The organism is Caulobacter sp. GW821-FHT11A05, assembly GCF_058809015.1.
In genome coordinates, this window is sequence record NZ_JBXASF010000003.1 from 113525 (window position 1) to 134587 (window position 21063).

The following is a 21063-nucleotide window of genomic DNA, read 5'->3' on the forward strand; positions in this document are numbered from 1 at the left end:
CCCTAGGCGGCAGAGGGGGTTCGGTGCTTTTCGTGACCAGTCTGGAGGACTCCGGCCCGGGCAGTCTGCGGGCCGCCGTCGAGGCCAAGGGGCCGCGGACGGTGGTGTTCGAAACGGCCGGAACCATCCGCCTGAAATCGCCCCTGAAGATATCCCAGGGCCGGATCACGATCGCCGGCCAGACCGCGCCGGGAGAGGGAATCACCCTGGCCGACCAGCCGCTGATCGTCGCCGCCGACGATGTCGTGGTCCGCTACCTGCGGGTGCGACTGGGCGACGAATCGGGCGCGCAGGCGGACGCGGTCACCGTCTCGCGCGGCCGGCGCATCGTGCTGGACCACCTCTCGGCCAGCTGGTCGGTCGACGAGACCCTGTCGGTCGGCAGCAACTACCGCCCGCCGGAGGATGGCGTCTATGACGTCACCGTGCAGTGGAGCGTCATCGCCGAGTCGCTCAATCGCTCCGTCCACGACAAGGGCCAGCACGGCTATGGCAGCCTGATCCGCGGCGGCCACGGCGCGAGGATGAGCTTCCACCACAATCTGTGGGCCAACCACCAGGCGCGGATGCCCCGGCCCGGCAACTACAACGGCCCGGACATCGATCCCACTGGGCCGCTCATCGAGTTCCGCAACAACGTCTTCTACAACTGGGGCGGCAGCCGTTCCGGCTACAACGCCGACAAGGCGGCGCATACGGCCTACGATTTCGTCGGCAACAGCTACCTGCCGGGTCCCGACAGCACCGGCCAGCTGGCCTTCTGCGAGGACAACAGCCTGTCCCGCGCCTGGTTCGCCGACAACGCCATGGCCGGGGCCACGCCGGCCGATCCCTGGAGCCTGGTGGGGTGCAAGCCACCGGGGGGCTACCGGGCGGCCGGTCCGCTGGCCGCTTCGGATGTCGCCACCAGTTCGCCCGCCGTGGCGGCGAGCGCCGTGCTGGACCGGGCCGGCGCCTCGAAGGCGCGGGACGCGGTCGATCTGCGCATCATCGCGGGCGTGCGGGACGGGACCGGCCGGCTGATCGACAGCGAACAGCAGGTCGGCGGCTGGCCGGCGCTGAAGGGCGGCGTTGCGCCGGCCGACCTCGACCGGGACGGCATGGCCGACGCTTGGGAACGCAAGCACGGCCTGAACCCGAAGGACGCCGGCGACGGGCAGCTGGACGGAGATGGCGACGGCTACCCGAATGTCGAGGCGTACCTGAACGCGCTGATCTAGGTCCTTTTCCCGCTTGTCGGGAGAAGGGACCGCCCTAGCCCGTATTCCGCAGCCCCGCCGCGATGCCGGTGACCGTCAGCTGGATGGCCAGGCGGGTCTCCTCGCTGTCGTCGCCCTTGCGCCGGCGGCTGAGCAGTTCCAGCTGCAGGTGGTTGAGCGGCTTCACCGACCCCGCCGCCAGGGCCACCGACTCGGCCAGGTCCGGCCGGTCGTCGAGCAGCCGCGTGCCGCCCCGAATGGCCAGGGCCAGCTCAACAGCCGCGTCGTGCTCGCGGCGGATGGCCTCGAAGATCGGATCGGCGCTCGCGCGGTCCTCGCACAGGGCGGCGTAGCGGGCGGCCAGGGCCATGTCGCTCTGGGCCAGGGCCAGTTCCATGTTCGACAGCAGGGCCTCGACGATGTCGAACTCGGCGGCCAGTTCGGCCAGCCGCGCCGGCTCCAGCCCGGCCCGCCCTGCCCCGCCGGCCAGGCCGTACCAGCCCGGCAGCATGATCCGCGCCTGCGACCAGCTGAACACCCAGGGGATGGCCCGCAGGTCCTCGATCCGCCGGCTCTTGGTGCGCGAGGCCGGGCGGCTGCCGATGTTGAGGGTGACGATCTCGGCGATCGGGGTGGCCGACCAGAAGAAGTCCTCGAAACCGGGCGTGTCGTAGACCAGGGCCCGGTAGTGGGCGAAGGCGCCGGCGGCGAGGGCGTCCATGGCCTCCACGGCCTTGGGATGAACCGCCTCATACGGCCGCGCCGTGGCGGTGAGGACGGCGGCGGTCAGACCTTCGAGGTTGCGGCGGGCCGTGGGTTGATCCCCGAAACGTCGGAAGATCATCTCCCCCTGCTCGGTCATCCGCAGGCGGCCCTGAACGGTGCCGGGCGGCTGGGCCAGCACGGCCTCGGCCGCCGGCCCCCCGCCCCGCCCGACCGAGCCGCCCCGGCCGTGGAAAATGCGCAGGCCCACGCCCAGCCGGTCGCATTCGGCGGCCAGCGCCGTGGCGGCGCGGGCCACGCCCCAGCGGGAGGCGACATAGCCGCCGTCCTTGTTGCTGTCGGAATAGCCGACCATCACCTCCTGCACCGGCTTGTCACCGAGCAGGGAGCGGGCGGCGTCAGTCTCCAGCCAGGCGCGCAGCACGGCCGGGCCGGCCTCCAGATCGCCGATGGTCTCGAACAGCGGGCTGACCCGCACGGCGGCGCGCGGCTGGGCGCCGCCCCAGACCAGGCCTGCCTGCTTGAGCAGCACCAGGGGTTCGAGGATGTCGGACACCGTCGCCGACTTGGAGACCACATAGGCGCCGATGGCGGCCGGGCCGTAGTCGGCGATGGCGCGGGCGGCGGCGTCGATGATGGAGAGCTCGCGGGCCGTCTCCTCGCCATAGGCGGTAAAGGGCGAGCGCAGCGGCCGGCGGCTGGCCAGCTCCTCCAGCAGCAGGGCGACGCGGCCGTCCTCGGGCAGGTCGAGGTAGCCGTCGGTGGCGCCGGCCTGGGCCAGCAGCTCGGCGATCACCCGCTCATGGACGTCGGAGTTCTGGCGCAGGTCGACCGCCAGCAGATGGAAGCCGACGGCGCGGGCCAGGGCCAGCAGGGTCTTCAGCCGGCCGCCGACCAGGCGGGCGCCGCCGTTGGCCTCCAGCGAGGCGCGGATGACCTCCAGGTCGGCGATGAAGGCCTCGGGCGCCTCGTAGGCCGGGCCGTCGGGCGGGCTGACGGCATAGGCCACCCGCGCGCCGGTCAGCTTGACCGAGGTGGCGCAGAGGCGGTCGAATATCCACTCGAAGGCCAGGCGGTAGGGCTCGTCGAGGCGGTGGACGCTCGGCTGGTCGGCCTGCAGGGCCAGGGCCAGCAGGGCGTCGGAGGCCGGGCCATAGGCGGTGGAGATGGCCAGGTCGGACCACAGACGGCGCACCTCGCCGGCATAGTGGTCGAGGATCAGCCGGGCCTGCGAGCGCAGGGCCAGGGCCAGGGTTTCGGCCCCGACGCCCGGGTGGCCGTCGCGGTCGCCGCCCAGCCAGGTGCCGAGCTTGAGGATCGGGCCAAGCTCGCCGATCTCCTCGCCCCAGCGGTCGTAGAGTTCGATCAGGGCCGGCAGAATGGCGGTGCGCACCACCGACAGGGCGTTGCGGATCTCGTCCGCGACGGTGATCTTTTCCGGCCGGTAGAGGCGGGTGCGCCAGAGCAGGGCCGTCTCGCGGAACAGGTCTTCGCGGATCTGGCGGTCGAGGCCCGGCGGCAGGTGATGGCGGCGCAGGGCCATCAGCCGGGTGATCTCGACCTGCCGCTCGACCAGGGCCCGGCGGCGCACCTCGGTCGGGTGGGCGGTGAGCACCGGGGTGACCGCCAGGCCGTCCAGCGCCGCGCGGCCGGCTTGGCCGAGGGCTTTCAGGGCGTCGGCCAGGGTGGCGGTCTCGGCCAGGCTCTCGGCCTCGGCCTCCAGGCGGCGGCCGGCGACGTCCTCGCCGATGTTGGCCAGCATCGAGGCGCAGGCGAAGGCGCGGGCCAGAAGCGAGGCCTCGGCGGGGGTGACGGCGTTGAACAGGAAGCCCAGGTGCGGGGCTTCGCCGCCCTCCTCGGCCGCCGCCCGGGCGGTCTCGACCAGGCGGGCGACGTCCTCGCCGTCCAGATAGCGGATGGCCTCGGCGAGCAGTTCGCCGAGCAGGTCCAGGTTCTTGCGAACCTGGCCGTTGGAGGTGGGCGAACCGGTCAGCGGGCCAGCCATCCCCCGTCCACGGGCAGGATGGCGCCATGCACATAGTTCGAGGCCGCCGAGGCCAGGAACACGGCCGCGCCGCCCAGGTCCGACGGCTGGCCCCAACGGCCGGCCGGGATACGCTCGAGGATGGACTTGTTGCGCGCCTCGTCAGCCCTCAGGGCCGTGGTGTTGTTGGTCGAGAAATAGCCGGGCGCGATGGCGTTCACATTGATTCCCTTGGCCGCCCACTCATTGGCCAGCAGGCGGGTCAGACCGGCGATGCCGCTCTTGCTTGCCGCATAGGAAGCCACGCGCACGCCGCCCTGGAAAGACAGCATGGAGGCGATGTTGATCACCTTTCCGGCGCCTTTCCCGACCATCTCGCGGGCGGCCGCCTGGGAGAGGAAGAAGGCGGTCTTCAGGTTGACGTCCATCACCGCATCCCAGTCCTCTTCGGTGAAGTCGAGGGCGTCGTTGCGGCGGATGATGCCGGCGTTGTTGACCAGGATGTCAGGCGCGGCGGCGGCGGCCTTGGCGGCGGCGATAACGTCGCCCGAGACATTGGACTGACCAAGGTCGGCCTCGATGAAATGGAAGGCCCGGCCGGCGGCGCGGACCCCCGTTTCGGTGTCGGTCGCCGCCGAGCGGCCGACGGCGACGATGTCAGCGCCGGCTTCCGCCAAAGCGACAGCCATCGCCTGGCCGAGACCGGTGTTGGCGCCGGTGACCATGGCCGTGCGTCCGGCCAGGCTGAAGAGATCGCTCATGGTGTCAGAGCCTACTTGAGCTGGCAGATGTCGAGGACGTTCATGTCCGTATAGTCCAGGTTCTCGCCGCCCATGGCCCAGATGAAGGCGTAGTTGGCGGTGCCCGAGCCCATGTGGATCGACCAGGGCGGGCTGACCACGGCTTCCTCGTTGGCCACCACGATATGGCGGGCGCTGTCGGGTTCGCCCATGAAGTGGAACACCCGCTCGTCGCCCTTGAGGTCGAAGTAGAAGTAGATCTCAGAGCGGCGATCATGCAGGTGCGGCGGCATGGTGTTCCAGACGCTGCCGGTGTTGAGGATGGTCAGGCCGAGCAGCAGCTGGGCCGACTGGCAGACGCCCGGGATGATGTACTGGTAGATGGTCCGCTCGTTGGAGGTCTCCAGCGACCCGCGTTGCAGGGGCGTGGCCTGGGCGATGTCGATCTTCTTGACCTCGAAGCGGGCGTGGGCCGGGGTCGAGGCGAGGTAGAAGCGAGCCCCCTCCCCTTCGAAGATGACGTCCTTGGTCCCCATCGGCACATAGAGGCCGTCGCGCGGGCCGAGGTCGAAGGCCTGGCCATCGACCGTCACCTTGCCGGCCCCGCCGACGTTGATGATCCCCAGTTCCCGGCGCTCGAGGAAGGGATGACCGGCGGCGCTGGCCGGCTCGGTCTGGTCGGGCAGCTTCAGCGGCGAGGCGCCCGGCGCGGCCCCGCCGATGACGAAGCGTTCGTTGTGGCTGTAGTTGAGGACCACCTGGCCGTCCGCGAACAGGCCGCTGATCAGGTAGCGATCCCGCAGTTGGTCGTTGGTGGCCCCGTCCATCATGTCCGGATGGGTGGCCTGAAGGGTCTTGGCGAACATGCGGCGGTCTCCTCGAACGGTCGTGCTTGTGGTCAGGTAACCGGTGTCATGGATTTGGGCAAGGGCTCACAATGCCCAGTCTTCTCTGTTTACATCATCCCGATCACCCTCGCGAAGGCGAGGGTCCATGCATGGGTTGCCGTTGGCCGGACGGCGGCGGGGACAGGTCGCCACCGCATGGACCCTCGCCTTCGCGAGGGTGGACGGTGGGAGGGGTGACGATCGCACCCGGCGACGAAAGGCCGTCCAATAAAAAAGGACGCCCGCTTTTCAGCGGACGTCCTTAGCTCGCGACCCGCCTGGTGCGGGGCGGGACAGGACGGCGAGGGTGGATCGCGTCACTGTCCCCGGCCGGCCGCGAGCATTCGCTCGGGCGCGGGCCCTATTCCTCGTCGTTGTCCGACGGACCGACCAGCAGTTCTTCCTCGATGTCGGCGGCCTTGCCACGGACCTGGGCCTCGATCTCGGCGGCCATGTCGGGGTTGTTCTTCAGGAATTCGCGGACGTTGTCGCGGCCCTGACCAATGCGCTGGCTGTTCCAGGAGAACCAGCTGCCCGACTTCTCGATGACCCCGGCCTTGACGCCCAGGTCGATGATCTCGCCAAGCTTGGAAATGCCCTGGCCGTACATGATGTCGAACTCGACCTCGCGGAACGGCGGGGCCACCTTGTTCTTGACCACCTTGACCCGGACGTTGTTGCCGATGATCTCGTCGCGCACCTTGACCGAGCCGGTGCGGCGGATGTCGAGGCGGACCGAGGCGTAGAACTTCAGGGCGTTGCCGCCGGTCGTCGTCTCCGGGCTACCGTACATCACCCCGATCTTCATGCGGATCTGGTTGATGAAGATGACGATGGTCTTGGCCTTGTGGATCGAGCCGGTCAGCTTGCGCAGCGCCTGGCTCATCAGACGGGCCTGCAGGCCCGGCAGGCTGTCGCCCATCTCGCCTTCGATTTCGGCGCGCGGCGTCAGGGCCGCAACCGAGTCGATGACGATGATGTCGACGGCGTTCGACCGCACCAGGGTGTCGGTGATCTCCAGGGCCTGTTCGCCGGTGTCCGGCTGCGAGACCAGGAGGTCGTCGAGGTTGACCCCCAGCTTGTGGGCATAGGACGGGTCGAGCGCATGCTCGGCGTCGATGAAGGCGGCGGTGCCGCCGGCCTTCTGGACCTCGGCCACCACATGCAGGGCGAGCGTCGTCTTGCCCGAGCTTTCCGGCCCGTAGATCTCGATGATCCGCCCCTTGGGCAGGCCGCCGATGCCCAGCGCCATGTCGAGGCCGAGCGAGCCGGTGGAGACGCTTTCGATCTCCTCGATCTTGCCCTTCACGCCCAGCTTCATCACCGAGCCCTTGCCGAACGCCCGATCGATCTGGCTCAGCGCCGCTTCCAAAGCGCGCTGCTTGTCACCGTCGTCTTTACCCACGAGCTTCAATGCCGCCTGATTAGCCATACTGATTCCACCTTGTCCCACGATTCTCGCCGGCCCGCCCGACGCGTCGGAGACATATGTGCATGGTTTGTTCTCGTTCGCAATATGTTCTCATTCCGAAAGCGATAAAATGCGCCGACATCGCCGCGACCGGCTGACGCAGGCGCGCGACAACCACCCCTTAAGGTCCGACCGCTAGCAAGGCTGCTGACGTCCGGAGCGCCGCCTTGTCCACCTCTCCCCGCACTCTGCTCGGCTTCGCCTTCGCGGCCGGCGACCTGCTGCTCGAACTGGACGCCGCCGGCATGGTGCTGGAAGCGGTCGGGGCCGCCCAGGCTCTGGTCGGGACGCCCGAGAGCGCCATCGTCGGCCGCCCCCTGGACGCCCTGTTCGACGAGGCCGACGCCCCGCTGCTGGCCGCCATTCTCGAATGCCTCGACGAAGGCCAGCGGCGCGGCCCCGCCACCCTGCGCCTGATCCGCCCCGGGGCGCACGGCGCCGCCGTCACCCTGCGCAAGCTGCCCGGCAACGGCGGCCGCATCTCCTGCGCCCTGGTCTCCGCCCCCCTGCCCAACACCCGCGGCGGCGAGGACGGCATGCACAGCCGCGAGAGCCTCGAAGGCGTCGCCCGCGGTCTGACCGAAGCCGCCCACCTGGCCGGCCGCGAGCTGGAGCTGGCCATGGTCGAGCTGGCCGGGCTCGACGCCGCCCGCCGCGACCTTGCCCCCGCCGCCGCCAAGGCGCTGGAGGCCCGTGTCGCCGGCGCCCTGCGCGCCGAGGCCGGACAGCATGGCGTCGCCGCCCGGCTGGAGGGCGAGCGCTTCGCCCTGCTGCGTGAGGCCGGCGACACCCCCGACATCCTGGCCCGCCGCCTGAGCCGCGCCATCGCCGCCACCTGCGGCGCCGTGCCGATCCACGGCAAGGTGCAGTCGGTGCCGCTGGAGATCGCCTCGCCCAATCGCCTGGCCCGCGCCATGCGCTATGCGCTGGACGACTTCCTGGCCGAGGGCCTGAAGGACACCGCGCCGCAATCGATGGCCGACGCCATGAACCGCTCGGTGCGCCGCACCCTGGCCCGGGCCGGCGAGCTGGGCGCGGCGGTCAGCCAGCGCCGCTTCACCCTCGCCTACCAGCCGGTGGTGCTGCTGGCCGGCGGCAACCTGCACCACCACGAGGCCCTGGTCCGCTTCGAGGACAACGCCAGCCCCTTCGCCATGGTCCGCATGGCCGAGGAGTTCGACCTCATCGAGGAGCTCGACCGCGCCGTTCTCGAACAGGCCATCCGCCGACTGAAGTCCGACCGCTCCGGCGCCCTGCGGCTGGCGGTCAACATCTCCGGCCGCAGCATCGGCTCGGGGCCGTTCGTCGAGGGCCTGCAGCGGCTGATCGCCCAGACCCCGACCCTCGCCCAGCGGCTGATCCTTGAAATCACCGAGAGCGCCGCCATCGACGACCTGGCCCAGGCCAACCGCCACATCCAGGCCCTGCGCGGGCTCGGCAGCGTCGTCTGCCTCGACGACTTCGGGGCCGGCGCCGCCTCCTTCGCCTATCTGCAGACCCTGACCGTCGATGTCGTGAAGATCGACGGCCGCTACGTGCGCGACCTGGCCGGCGGCGGCCGCGACGCCGCCCTGGTGCGCCACCTGGTCCAGCTGTGCCGCGACCTCAAGGTCCGCACCGTTGCCGAGATGGTCGAGACCCGCGAGGTCGAGCAGGCCGTCCTCGACGCCGGCGTCGACTACGCCCAGGGCTGGTACTACGGCCGCCCGGCCGACACCCCCGAACAGCCGATCAAGCACGCCACCGTCGTCAACGCCCGCCGCACGGGCACGACGGACGACTGGCGCTAGCTTCCGCGCACGTCCACCGCCAACAGATAGCCCCGCCCGCGGTAGGTCCGGATGACCTCGCCGCCAGCCGCCAGCCGCCGGCGCAGCCGGCTGATGCGCAGATCCACCGCCCGGCTGTCGTCGGTCCAGTCATGGGCGCTCGACAGGGCCTGCAGCCGGGCCCGCGTCACCACCCGGCCCGGCCGTTCCAGAAGGGCCTTGAGCATCAGGTATTCGGCGCGCGGCAGGCGAACCGCCGCCCCGTCCGGTCCGTACAGGGTCTCCTCCGGCAGGTTCAGCTCGAAGCCGGCGAAGGTCAGCCGGTCGCCGGGGTTGTCATTGGCCGCCGCCTGCCCCTTGAGCCGGCCGCGCAGCACCGCCTTGACCCGGGCCGTCAGCTCGCGGGCGTTGACCGGCTTGGCCATGTAGTCGTCGGCCCCCAGCTCCAGCCCCAGCAGTCGGTCGACCAGGTCGTCGTCCGCCCCCAGCAGGATCACCGCCGGCCGGCCTGGCGCGCTGAGCAGGGTCTGCAGCATGCGCTGGCCGAACTCGGCGGACGGCGGCAGGTCGCAGACCACCGCCGAATAGAGGCATTCGCCCAGCGCCCGGTACATTTCCGGCGGCCCGCCCACCTCGCGGACCTCGCAGTCCTGGGCCTGCAGCCGTTCGGCCAGGGCCTGGCGGTGGCTCTCGTCGCGGTCGACCAGCAGCACGCGCAGACCATCGAAGACAGACAGGGACAAGGCGGACGCTCCGTCAGGATGCCGTGTCTCCCCCTCATGAAAAGTCCGCCCCGCGGGCCCGGGATACATCGTCCCGGAGCCTCGCGGGGACTTGCGGTCACCAGCGCTTCTGGATGGTCAGGAAGGCCCGGCGGCCGCGCAGGTCGTAGCCGTTCAGCGCCGAGGTCCCGACCCGGAACTGCCCGGCCGAGGCGGCCGGCGGGTCCTCGTCGAAGACGTTCTGCAGGCCGGCCGTGACGGTCATGTCGCCGAACGTCTTGCGCACCGACGCCGAGTGATAGGTTTGGAACTCGGTGTACTGCTTGTAGTAGATGTAGTTGTAGTAGGTGCTGCCGACCTTGTAGTCGTAGTTCGAGGCCGAGGCGTAGCGGGTGGACCCGTAGGTGTCCGTGCCGAACAGTTCGGTGTCCGAACCCTTGCCTATGTATTGCGTCATCCAGCTGTAGGTCCAGTCGCCGGTCCGCCAGGTCAGGGTGGTGTTGCCGACGAAATCGGGCCCCCGGTAGTTGTAGGTCGAGCCGTTGTAGTCGTCCTCCGTGCTGCCGAACACGCGGGTGGTGTCCTGCAGCTGCCAGGTGAACTGGGCGGCCAGGGTCAGGTTGCCGGCGTCGAACTCGTGCCGGTACTGGATGGCCAGGTCGACGCCCCGGTTCCGCTGCTCGGCCACGTTGACGTAGCTGTTGTAGACGGTGGTGATCTGGCCGGTGGTGGCGTCACGCTCGAACAGGCTGCAGAACGGGCTGCCGCCGGTCGTGGTGGCGTTGTAGCACTGGTAGAGGATGTTGGCGGCGCCGAACTGGTCGATCTCGTTGTTCACCTGGATGTCGAAGTAGTCGACGGCGACCGACAGATCCATGAACTGCGGGGTGAAGATCACCCCCAGGGTCGAGGCGTCGGAGGTTTCCGCCTTCAGCACCCCTGCCCCGCCGCCGGCCACGATCAGGGCCGAGGAGCCGTAGCCGGCCCAGTCCGAAGCCAGACCCGCCGCGGCGCAGTTGGCCTGGATGCGGGCATTGGTGCTGTCGCCCCAGTTGATGCAGGGATCGATCGTCGTTTGGCCGGCGTAGCTGGTCTGGTTGGCCAGATAGAGCTCATACAAGGCCGGGGCCCGGAACGAGGTGCCCTTGGTGCCGCGCAGCCGCAGCCAATCGTTGATCTGCCAGTTGAGGCCGAACTTGTAGGTGCTGTCGCTGCCGAAGCTGGAGACGTCGGTGTAGCGGCCCGACACCGACAGATCGAGCAGCTCGATGCCCGGCACGCCCTTGAGGATCGGGATCGACAGCTCGCCGTAGATCTCCTTGGTCTCGTCCGAGCCATAGGTGTGGCCGGCGGCGGTCAGGCCCCAGTTGTTGCTGTTGACCGACTCGCGGCCGGGCTGGTCGTCGATCTTGTCATGCCGGTAGACGACGCCGAACGCCGCCCCGACCGGACCGGCTGGCAGGTTGAACAGGTCGCCCGAGGCGCTGGCCTCGACCGTGTACTGCTCATAGTCGGTGTGGCCGGTGTCGACCCCGAACAGGAAGGCCTTTTCCGCCTCGGTGAACTGGCCGGACAGGATGCGGGCGCTGGACCAGGGGATGCCGGTGCTGGGCAGGGTGGAGCAGTCGCCGCCGGAGATGGTGATGGCCGCCTGGTTGCAGGCCACGCCGTAGGCCGTCGTCGCCAGGACGCGGTCGTTGTAGACCGAGCTGATCGAGTACTCGCCGCGCGACAGGCCGTACTGGGCATAGGCGTCCCAGCTCCAGGTCGCCAGCGGACCGCCGCCGAAGTCGCCCTTCAGCCCGACCAGGGCGCGGTAGTAGTCGACGTCCTGCTTGCTGTCATAGGGGATGGAGATGACCGGATAGACCGTGCCGCCGCTGATGCCCGCCGCGGCGTATTTGTTGTTCGGATTGCTGTTCGACAGGGTCGGGAACAGCTGGCGGGTGCTGTCCTGCTCGGAGGTGCGGTTGTTGTAGAGCGCCTCGCCGTACAGCGTCATGTGCGGGGTGATGTCGAAGCCGCCGGCGGTGTAGAGGGTGGCCCGCTCGACCGGGCTGATGATCGTCGAGCGGTTCCAGTTGGGGCTCGCATAGTTGGCGTAGGCGAAGGTGTCCGGATAGTTGGCCCGGCCCTGGCGCGCCATGTCGGCGAACGGCGAGTTGTTGCCATTCGCGGCGGTCGGATAGGTCACCCCGTCCTTGAGGTACTGCATGTAGCCGTAGGCCGAGGAGTAGAGGACGTTGTTGATCTGGTTGTAGCACTTGTACTCGTTGGTGCCGTATTCGTAGTAGTCGGCCCGCTGGCCGGTGTCAGGATCGACGACGTAGTCGGCGGCGCACTGGGTGTCTTCCCGGTCGCCGCGGCGCAGGGCCACCTGCTCGTAGTAGTTGGCGGCAAAGGTGATGTAGCCGCGGTCGAAGGTCTTACCCCAGGCCCCGTCGATGCTGTACTGCTCGCCGCCCGACTGGAAGGGGATGTTGGCGTTGACCGTCACCTTGCCGCCATCGAGGTTGGTCTGGGTGATGTAGTTGACCACCCCGGCCACCGCGTCCGAGCCGTAGACCGAGGAGGCGCCGTCCTTCAGGATCTCGACCCGCTCGACCAGCGAGCTGGGGATGGTGTTGAGGTCGGCCGGTCCGACCGTGCCGCGCACCCCGGCCGGCGGCAGGCGACGGCCGTTGAACAGCACCAGGGTGCGGGTGGCGCCAAGGCCCCGCAGCGAGATGGTGTTGACCCCCGGTCCGCCGGTGACGACGTAGCCGGTCAGGCTGTTGTTGACCTGGAACGAGCCGCCGGTGACCGACGAGCTCTGCAGGATCTCGGCGGTGTCGACCAGGCCGGCCAGCGAGGCCTGGTCGGCGGTGATCACCTGCACCGGCATCGCGCTGTTGTATTCCGAACGCTTGATCCGCGAGCCGGTGACGACCAGGGCCTCGACGTCGCCCTCATCCTCTTCGTCTGCGGTGGCGGTGGGCGGAGTCTGGGCAGCTGGAGCCGGCTTGGTCTGCGCCGTCGCCGGCGCGCCGAAACCCGCCGCCGCCAGACCCACCAGGGCCGTGGCGCCCATCAACTTCAGTCTCGTGATCATCAGGACCTGTTCCTCAACGCTTGCCGCCACCCCCGCTGGGCAAACGGACACGCTGGGAGCGGCGGTCCGGCGGATAGGGGCCAAGCCTATCGGTCCCGTTCCGGCCCAGATAAATACACATTCAGCATCGAGATGAATTGCAGCGACTAAAGCGGCCCGATTTCCACAGTTTGTATCTGATTGTGTAATTTCTATTCTTGAGTATTGGCCAAAACGCGGCGCTGTATTTCAGGTCGCAACGGAAAGGTAGTCGATAACGCCGGTATTGCGGCGTGAATCGTCGCTTCACATCTCAACGGTCTCGTTCCCGCGCCGACGGACCCAGCCCTGGCCACAGGGCCGTCCGATTAGGGGCGCTAGAGCAGGGCGCGATTTGATGGAATCAAGTCGCTTGCTCTAGCTTTTTCGTGGTCGCGCGTTTGGTCCGATAACCGGTTCCCACTTATCGGAACGCGCTCTAAAGCAGGAAATCGCCCACCGTCAGCGTGTTGGTCCCCAGCATCGAGAGGCTGAAGTCCGCCGTCCCGTCGCCATCGACGTCCGCCTCCAGCATCAGGTCGGCGCCGGCCACCGTGTAGCGCAGCTGGCCCGCCACGTTGGAGAAGGCTGACAGGCCGATGAAGCTGAACGCCTGGTCGCCGGCCACGCCGCTGTTGGCGTCGAGGCCGTACAGGTAAAGCCGGTCGCCGGAGCCGCTGACGAAGTCGGTGATCACGTCCACGTCGGCGCCGTCCAGATCGGCCTGGTCGAAGACGAACAGGTCCATGCCATCCCCGCCACTGAGGGTGTCGACGCCCAGCCCGCCGACCAGGATGTCATTGCCGCCCAGCCCGGACAGCCCATTGGCCGCCCCGTTGCCGACTAGGGCGTTCTTGACGCCGTTGCCCGTCCCGTCGATGGCCGCGACGCCGGTCAGCACCAGGGTCTCGATGTTGTCGCCGAGCACCCAGCTGATCGCCGCCTGCACCGTGTCGTTGGTCCCCTCGCCGCTGAGCTCGGTCACCGTGTCGCCGGCCGTGACGACATAGATGTCCGACCCCAGGCCGCCCTCCAGCACGTCGACGCCGGCCCCACCGTCGAGGGTGTCCTTGCCGTCGCCGCCGACCAGGGTGTCGGCCCCGTCGCCGCCGCTCAAGGCATTGTCCTTGCCGTTGCCGGTCAGGACGTTGTCCAGCGCGTTGCCCGTGCCGTTGATCACCCCCTCGCCGGTCAGGGTCAGGTCCTCGACGAAGTCGCCCAGGGTCCAGCTGATCGCCGCCTCGACCCGGTCGGTCCCCTCGCCGTCCAGCTCGGTCGTCCCGTCGGCGGCGTTGTCCACGGTGTAGACGTCGTCACCGCCGCCGCCGGACATGTCGTCGATGCCCGCGCCGCCGAACAGGTAGTCTGCCCCCGCCCCGCCGAGCAGCACGTCATTGCCCGCCTCGCCGTTCAGGGCGTCGTCGCCGTCGAGGCCGGCCAGGGTGTTGACCCCGTCGTTGCCGCTGACGTTGTTGTTCAGATCGTTGCCCGCGCCGTCCAGGTCGTCCGTCGTGTAGAGGATCAGGTTCTCGACGAAGTCGCCCAGGGTCCAGTTGACGGTGGCCCGGACGGTGTCGTCACCCTCGCCGTCCAGCTCGGTGGTGACGTCGCCGGCGTCGTCGACCAGGTAGGTCTCGTTGCCCGCCCCGCCGACCAGCACGTCGGCCCCGGCCCCGCCGTCGAGGATGTCGTCGCCGCCCAGGCCCGTCAGGGTGTTGGCCCCGCTGTTGCCGGTCAGGGCGTTGAACTGGTTGGTGCCGGTCCCGTCGATGTCGGCCGTCCCGGTGAGGGTCAGGAACTCGACGTGGTCGCCGAGCGTGTATGTAAAGGCGGCGACCACGGTGTCGGCCCCCTCACCGTCCAACTCGACGGTCAGGTCGGCCAGGTCGTCGACGTAGTAGGTGTCGTCGCCGCCCCCGCCCTCCATCGTGTCGACGCCGCCCTGGCCGTCGAGGATGTCGGCCCCGAGCCCGCCGCGCAGGATGTCGTCGCCCAGGCCGCCGTACAGCGTGTCCGCCCCGCCCAGCCCTTCCAGGGTATTGGCCTCGCCGTTGCCGGTCAGGATGTTGTCGGCGCCGTTACCCGTGCCGGCCAGGGCCGTGCCGGTCAGGGTCAGCCGCTCGACGGAGTCGGCCAGGGTGTGGTCGACCGAAGCCTGCACCAGGTCGTCGCCTTCGCCATCGGCCTCGACGGTCGTGTCACCGGCGTTGTCGACCACATAGGTGTCGTCGCCGTCGCCGCCGGTCATGGCGTCGGCGCCCGCGCCGCCGTCCAGGAGGTTGCCCCCCGCCGTGCCGACCAGCACGTTGTCGCCGCCATTGCCCGTGCCGTTCAGCGCCGAGCCGGTCAGCTCCAGCCGCTCGATCTCGGCCCCCAGCACATAGTCGGCCGAGGCCTGGACCGTGTCATAGCCTTCGCCGGCCAGCTCGGTGACCAGGTCGCCGCTGTCGTTGACGACATAGGCGTCGTCATCGCCGCCGCCTTCCAGGGTGTCGACGCCGCTGCCGCCGGTCAGGGTGTCGGCGCCGGCGCCGCCGCGCAGGATGTCGTCGCCGTCGCCGCCGTCCAGCTGGTTGGCGCCCTCGTTGCCGAGGATCAGGTTGTTCTCGCCGTTGCCCGTCCCGTTGATGGCGATCGGACCGCCGGTCAGGGTCAGGTTCTCGAAGTGCTCGCCCAGCACATAGCTGGCCCCGGCAAAGACGGTGTCGGTCCCCTCCCCGGCCAGTTCCTCCAGGCTGTCGTCCAGGTCGGCATGGTAGGTGTCGTCCCCGTCACCGCCCTTGAGATCGTCGGCCCCGGCCTTGCCGTACAGGACGTCGGCCCCCAGGCCGCCCCGCAGGATGTCGTCGCCGCCGCCGCCGATCAGCTGGTCGTCGCCGTCCAGCCCGTCGATCGCATCGGCCCCGACACCGCCGGCGATCAGGTTGGCCAGGGTGTTGCCGGTCAAGGCCGCGCCACCCGACCCGATCATCGTCAGGTTCTCGAAATACTGGCCAAGGGTGAAGGTCCCGTAGGTCCGGACGGTGTCGGTCCCCTCGCCGTCGTTCTCGGTCAGGGTGTCGAGGCCGTCGGTGATGTAGATGTCGTCGCCGGTCCCGCCGGCCATCTGGTCGGCGCCGAGGCCGCCGTCGAGCATGTCGTTCTCGGTCCCGCCCGACAGGCTGTCGTCGCCGGCGTAGCCCGACAGCTTGTCGTCGCCCGCCAGCCCGGTCAGCACATTGTTCCCCGCCTGGCCCTTGATGAAGTTGACCGCGCCGTTGCCCGTGCCGTTCACATTGGCCGAACCGGTCAGGGTAAGGTTCTCGAGGAAGGCCAGCAGGATGTAGCTGGCGCCGGTCTTGACCGTGTCGAAGCCGCCGCTGTCGACGACGGTGTCGCCGGCGTTGTCCAGCGTGTAGGTGTCGTCGCCGTTGCCGCCGTTCATCAGGTCGGCCCCGGTCCCGCCGTCCAGCACGTCGCCGCCCTCGCCCCCCTCCAGGCTGTCGGTCCCGGCCCCGCCGACCAGCTGGTCGTCGCCGTCCATGCCCTTGAGGATGTCGTTGTTGGCCCCGCCGACAATGTGGTTCTTCAGGGCGTTGCCGGTCCCTTCGGCCGCCCCGCCCAGCAGGGTCAGGTTCTCCAGGTCGCCCGACAGGATGTAGTTGAAGCTGGCGCGGACGGTGTCGGTCCCCTCGCCGACCAGTTCGGTGATGGTGTCGCCGACACTGTCGAGGACATAAGTGTCGTCGCCCTCGCCGCCGGTCATGCTGTCCGTGCCGGTCCCGCCTTCCAGCCAGTCGGCCCCCAGGCCGCCGATCAGGATGTCGTCGCCGACATAGCCGTACAGCTTGTCGTCCCCGCCCCCGCCGTCGATGGTGTTGCCGGCGTCCGTGCCCTTGATGATGTTGCCGCTGTCGTTGCCCGTGCCGTTCAGGGCCCCGGCCACCATCAACAGGGTCTCGATCTCTGCCGACAGCACATAGCTGACCGAGGCCTGGACGCTGTCGGCGCCGCCCGCGAAGAGCTCGGCGATCGTGTCGCCGGCGTCGTCGACATAGAAGGTGTCGTCGCCGCTGCCGCCGGTCATGGCGTCGGCGCCCAGCCCACCGTCCAGCCTGTCATTGCCGTCGCCGCCGTCGAGGACGTCCGCCCCCTCCTTGCCCTGGATCAGGTCCGCCCCGCCGCCGCCGGAAAGGCTGTTGATCCCGCTGGTCCCGGTCAGGGTGTTGGCGCTGTCGTTGCCAAAGCCGGTCAGATCGCCGGTCCCAGTGAAGGTCAGGGCCTCGACCTCGGCCTGCAGGCTGTAGAAGTCGAGCGCCGTCTTGACCGTGTCGGTCCCGCCGGCCGCCAGCTCGATGGTCAGGTCGCCATAGCTGTCGACCTCGTAGGTGTCGTTGCCCAGTCCCCCGATCATCCGGTCGGAGCCGCCCAGGCCGTTCAGCTTGTCGGCCCCCGCCCCGCCGTCCAGCACGTCGGTCCCGGCCGTGCCGACCAGGTTGTCGATGCCGTCCAGCCCCACGAAGGAGGCGGCGTGGCTGGTCGTGCCGGCCAGGTTGTCGTTACCGGCCGTGGCGACCAGGCTCTTGACCGTCACCGTGCCGACCGACACCCCGCCGTCGTCGTCGACCACCGAATACTGGAAGCTGCCGGTCGCGGCCGTGGCGGTGATCTGGATCTCGCCGCCAACGATGGCGACGGTGCAGCCGACCGGATTGCTGACGCCTAGCAGGGTCAGGGTGTCGCCGTCGGCGTCGCTGTCATTGCTGCTGAGGGCCGCGAAGGGGATGGTCACCGGTTGGTCCCGGGTCACCGACAGGGTGTCGGCGCCCACCGTCGGCACGGTCTTGGTCTGGATGCCGCCATTGGCGATCAGGTCGGCGATCTGGGCTGCCGTGACGTTCTCGATGCGCACGGTCGGCGCATTGGCGACCCCCGTGAAGGTCAGGGTCACCCCGCCGACGTCCTCGGCGACGTTGAGGTTGGCGAGCGTCAGCCCCAGGCCGGTGAAGAACAGCTTGCCTGCCATCGGGTCGAAGCCCTGGATGGTGTCGCTGCCGTCGCCGAGCGCGAAGTGGAACTTGTCGGCCTCGCCGAGACCGCCGATCAGGGTGTCATTGCCCTGGCCGCCGTAGAGGTCGTCCCAGCCGGTTCCGCCGTTCAGGACGTCGTCGCCCGCCGCCCCGAACAACTTGTCGTCCAGGCCGCCGCCTTGCAGGCTGTTGGCCACGGCCGTGCCGACAATGACGTCATTGCCGTTGCCGCCGATGGCGTTCTCGACGTTCAGCACGACGTCGGAGCCGTTGCCGGTCGCCGTGCCCTTGGCCAGGTTGATCTCCATGAAGGAGAACACCCCGGCGGCGCTGTAGGTATCGACGCCCGCGCCGCCATCGACCACATCGTTGCCGTCCGTGCCGAACGCGAAGCCGCTGCCGTCGCCGCTGAGGAACAGGTCGTCGCCGCTCTGGCCGTACAGGTTGTCGGCGCCATTGCCGCCGCGGATGCTGTCGTTGCCGCCGCCGCCGAAGATCTGGTCGTCGCCGTTCTTGCCGTCGAGGGTGTCACCGCCGTCGCTGGCGTCATCGGCCCCGCCGATGAGGATCTCGTTCCAGCCGGTGGCGGTGATGATGTCGCTGTCGCCGCCGCCGTCCAGCGTCACCACGAAGCCGACGGCCGGCAGCGAGACCTGTAGTTGGCTGATCGTGTCGTTGCCGGCCCCGCCGCTGGCCAGCTTCATCGACTGGCCGCCCAGAATGCTGTCGTTGCCCTCGTCGCCGTAGATGAAGTCCTGCGAGTCCGGGATGCCGGGGATCAGGTACTCCAGGCTGCGCAGCGTATCGGCGCCGCCGCCGCCGTGCATGACGTCGCTGCCGTCGCCGCCGTCCAGCGTATCGTCGTTGGCCCCGCTAGTGATGTAGTCGCTGAACCGGCCCCGGCCGCTGTAGTTGAGCACCTCGATGCTGACCAGCACCGTGCCGTCGCTGAAAGTGTTGTTTCCGCCCGCATCCTCATGGACGAAGGTCTGGCCGCCCGTGCGCTGCACCACGGCGGTGTCGAAGCCGGCCCCGCCGTCGAGGAAGACGTCCGGATCGTCGCTGTTGAGGGTGTCGTTGCCGTCCTGCCCGGACAGCCTGTCCAGCCCGCCCAGGCCGGTGATCGTGTCGTCGCCGCCGCCGCCCAGCAGGTTGTCGGCGCTCTGCGAGCCCTCGATGGTGTCCGGCCCTGAGCCGCCTTGCACGCCCAGGGACTCGATGCCGAAGAAGACCGTGCCGTCACCCAGCATGCCGGACGCAAACGAGATGTTGGTCGGCCCGCTCTGGGCCGACAGGTCGATGAACAGGCTGTCGCCCCCAGAATTGTCGAAGCCCGGATCGCCGCCATAGATGGTGTCGGCGCCCTCGCCATAGACGTGGGTGATGGTGTCGCCGTCCTCGCCACCTTCGATGATGTCGTTGCCGAGGCCGCCGTCGATGCTGTCGGCCCCGCCGTCGCCCCAGATGTGGTCGCCGCCGCCGGCCCCCTTCAGGACATCGTCGCCGCCGCCGCCGCGCAGGTCGTCGGCCACCGCCGTGCCGGTGACATCGTCAACCAGGCTGCCGCCCCGAAAATCGATGATCTCGAAGCCATCGTAAGTCTGGCCCGGCGCAAAGGTCCCGGAGGAAGCCAGGGTGGCGGTCAGGGCCACGCCCTCGCCGTCGATGATCAGCCGGTCGTAGTTGCCGGTATCGCCGCTGGTCAGATCGCCGTGGGCGGCGAAGCCGGCCGCCGCCAGCAGCACGGTGATGGTGTCGTCGCCGGCCTCGCCGGTCAGCTGGTCCGCGCCCAGCCCCCCGAACAGCTGGTCATTGTCGTCCTCGCCCCACAGCGAGTTGGTCGGTCCGTCGCCGGCATGGATGATGTCGTCGCCGGCCCCGCCAGTCATGTTGTCGGCGCCGTCGCCGCCTTCGATGGTGTCCGCCCCGGCCCCGCCGTCGATGATATCGCCGCCGCCGTCGCCGTAGAGGACGTCGTCCTCGCCCTCGCCTTGGATGGTGTCGTCGCCGTCGCCGCCGTGGATGGTGTTGGCCAGGGCGTTGCCGGTGATGTCGTCATTGCCGGCCAGGCCGTCGTAGGTCGTCTGGTGCGGCGTCAGCGGCGCGGTGTCGGCCCCGGCCGTGCCGACATAGAACTTCTCCCAAGCCACGGTGTAGGTGCGCACGAAGGGGGCGAACAGGGCGCTGACGTCGAAGGTGTTGCTGAACAGCTCGAGCGAGGCGAAGTCGAAACCATCGGGCGCCGGCAGGCGGCCGTTGAAAAGCGGCCCCAGGGGCACATCGAAGTCGGCGACCCAGACGTCGAGCTGCAGCCGCGCCGCCAGGGCCTTGTAGTTGAGCCCAGCGTTGAACACGAGGCTGATCGTGTTCGTCAGGGTCCCGGTTATCGTATAGGTCTCGGTGACGTCGAAGGTCCCGTAGCCGGCGTCGGGCAGGTCGAAACTGTAGTCATCGCCAAGCTTGCCGTTGAAATCGACGTCGTTGTCCAGCGTCGTCGACACCTTCATGTTGACGTCGCCGGGCGTGAACTTCAGGTCCTGCTTGAGCTTGAGGACCGTGGTCAGGTCGAGGTCCAGGAGGGTGTAGTCGATGTCGGCCGGACCCAGGCCGAAGTGGCCGCTGAACACCGGCGCGCCGCCGAAGACGATGTCCTCAATCAGGTGGGTGATGTTGATGCCGGCGTCGGCGAACACCGGCCCGGTGCCGGTGCCGGTCAGGGTTTGCAGGCCGGTGAGCGGATCGATGGCTCCGCCGACCGCCGTGATCGACGGCAGCGAGGGGAATTCGATAGAGGCATGCAGGGCTTCGCCCTCGCCGTAACTGATCGCCGGGTCGAGGTCGTCGATGTCGATGATCGGCACCGTGAAGTCGAAGCCGAACAGGTGGTAGTCGTCCAGGGTGATGTCGGGCAGGTAGTCGATGGCCAGGCCGATGTTGGTGATGTCAGCCGAGAAGTGGCCGACGCCTTCCAGCAGGAAGTAGGTGTCGTGCGACGCCACCGGCGCGATGTTGCTCAGCGAGACCGCGCCCAACGTGAAGCCGGACGTCACCGCCGCCGGCGCGGCGTTCAGCTGCAGGCCGCTCACCGGCTCGGGAATGTCGAGCGCATAGCCGATGTTCAACGTGCCGGCCAACCAGTGCAGGGTCGCTCGCAGGTTGATGTCCAAGGTCATGTCGAAGAAGGCGCCGAGGCTGGCGCCGTCGACGCCAACCCCCAGCAGGATATGGGCCAGCGGCAGGCTGACCGAGGGGCTGTTGTAGACCGCGTGCAGGTCGCCCCCACCCCAGATCGAACCGCCGACGGAATTGAAGGTGATCTCGGTCATCGACAGCCCCCTGAACCTTGGCCGGAGTACGGGCGCGGCCCCGTTCCGGATCAGCCTTGGAGCTGCGCGACGTGCCCTCGCGCCAGCCCTCGCGGAACAACGCTATCCGAGCCCAATGACGGTT

General features: G+C 69.1%; 9 protein-coding genes. 2 read left to right on the forward strand and 7 right to left on the reverse strand.

Annotated elements, in window-relative coordinates; genetic code table 11:
* The first annotated feature begins 23 nt into the window (after positions 1 to 23).
* Positions 24 to 1220: a pectate lyase family protein gene (locus tag AC1RSK_RS06560; protein WP_492906659.1), complete on the forward strand. Its 1197-nt coding sequence runs from the start codon at positions 24 to 26 to the stop codon at positions 1218 to 1220.
* Between the two features lie 34 nt (positions 1221 to 1254).
* On the opposite strand, the gene ppc is transcribed toward AC1RSK_RS06560, so the two are convergent.
* The 4 genes from ppc to recA all read right to left on the reverse strand — a co-directional run bounded on the left by ppc (position 1255) and on the right by recA (position 6965).
* A complete protein-coding gene (ppc, locus tag AC1RSK_RS06565) occupies positions 1255 to 3927 on the reverse strand; it encodes a phosphoenolpyruvate carboxylase (protein ID WP_492906660.1) in 2673 nt (890 codons plus the stop codon).
* Positions 3912 to 4667 (reverse strand): 2-dehydro-3-deoxy-D-gluconate 5-dehydrogenase KduD, encoded by a 756-nt coding sequence (gene kduD / locus AC1RSK_RS06570; RefSeq protein ID WP_492906661.1) that lies wholly within the window; start codon positions 4665 to 4667, stop codon positions 3912 to 3914. The genes ppc and kduD overlap by 16 nt, the downstream gene beginning before the upstream one ends.
* 11 nt (positions 4668 to 4678) lie before the next feature.
* Positions 4679 to 5512, reverse strand: coding sequence for a 5-dehydro-4-deoxy-D-glucuronate isomerase (kduI, locus tag AC1RSK_RS06575; RefSeq protein ID WP_492906663.1), 834 nt, complete (start codon positions 5510 to 5512; stop codon positions 4679 to 4681).
* A gap of 382 nt (positions 5513 to 5894) precedes the next feature.
* Complete coding sequence (gene recA, locus AC1RSK_RS06580) at positions 5895 to 6965, reverse strand: recombinase RecA (RefSeq protein WP_492906665.1); 1071 nt, start codon at positions 6963 to 6965, stop codon at positions 5895 to 5897.
* Positions 6966 to 7171: 206 nt separating this feature from the next.
* Between recA and AC1RSK_RS06585 the strand changes: the two genes are divergently transcribed.
* Positions 7172 to 8794: an EAL domain-containing protein gene (locus AC1RSK_RS06585; RefSeq protein ID WP_492906667.1), complete on the forward strand. Its 1623-nt coding sequence runs from the start codon at positions 7172 to 7174 to the stop codon at positions 8792 to 8794.
* On the opposite strand, the gene AC1RSK_RS06590 is transcribed toward AC1RSK_RS06585, so the two are convergent.
* From AC1RSK_RS06590 to AC1RSK_RS06600, 3 genes are all read right to left on the reverse strand, one after another.
* Positions 8791 to 9516 carry a response regulator transcription factor gene (locus tag AC1RSK_RS06590; RefSeq protein WP_492906669.1) on the reverse strand — a complete coding sequence of 242 codons (726 nt, stop codon included), beginning with the start codon at positions 9514 to 9516 and terminating at the stop codon, positions 8791 to 8793. The two genes, AC1RSK_RS06585 and AC1RSK_RS06590, sit on opposite strands and share 4 nt — an antisense overlap.
* 97 nt (positions 9517 to 9613) lie before the next feature.
* Complete coding sequence (locus AC1RSK_RS06595; RefSeq protein WP_492906671.1) at positions 9614 to 12586, reverse strand: TonB-dependent receptor plug domain-containing protein; 2973 nt, start codon at positions 12584 to 12586, stop codon at positions 9614 to 9616.
* Positions 12587 to 13043: 457 nt separating this feature from the next.
* Complete coding sequence (locus tag AC1RSK_RS06600; protein WP_492906673.1) at positions 13044 to 20939, reverse strand: beta strand repeat-containing protein; 7896 nt, start codon at positions 20937 to 20939, stop codon at positions 13044 to 13046.
* Positions 20940 to 21063 lie beyond the last annotated feature (124 nt).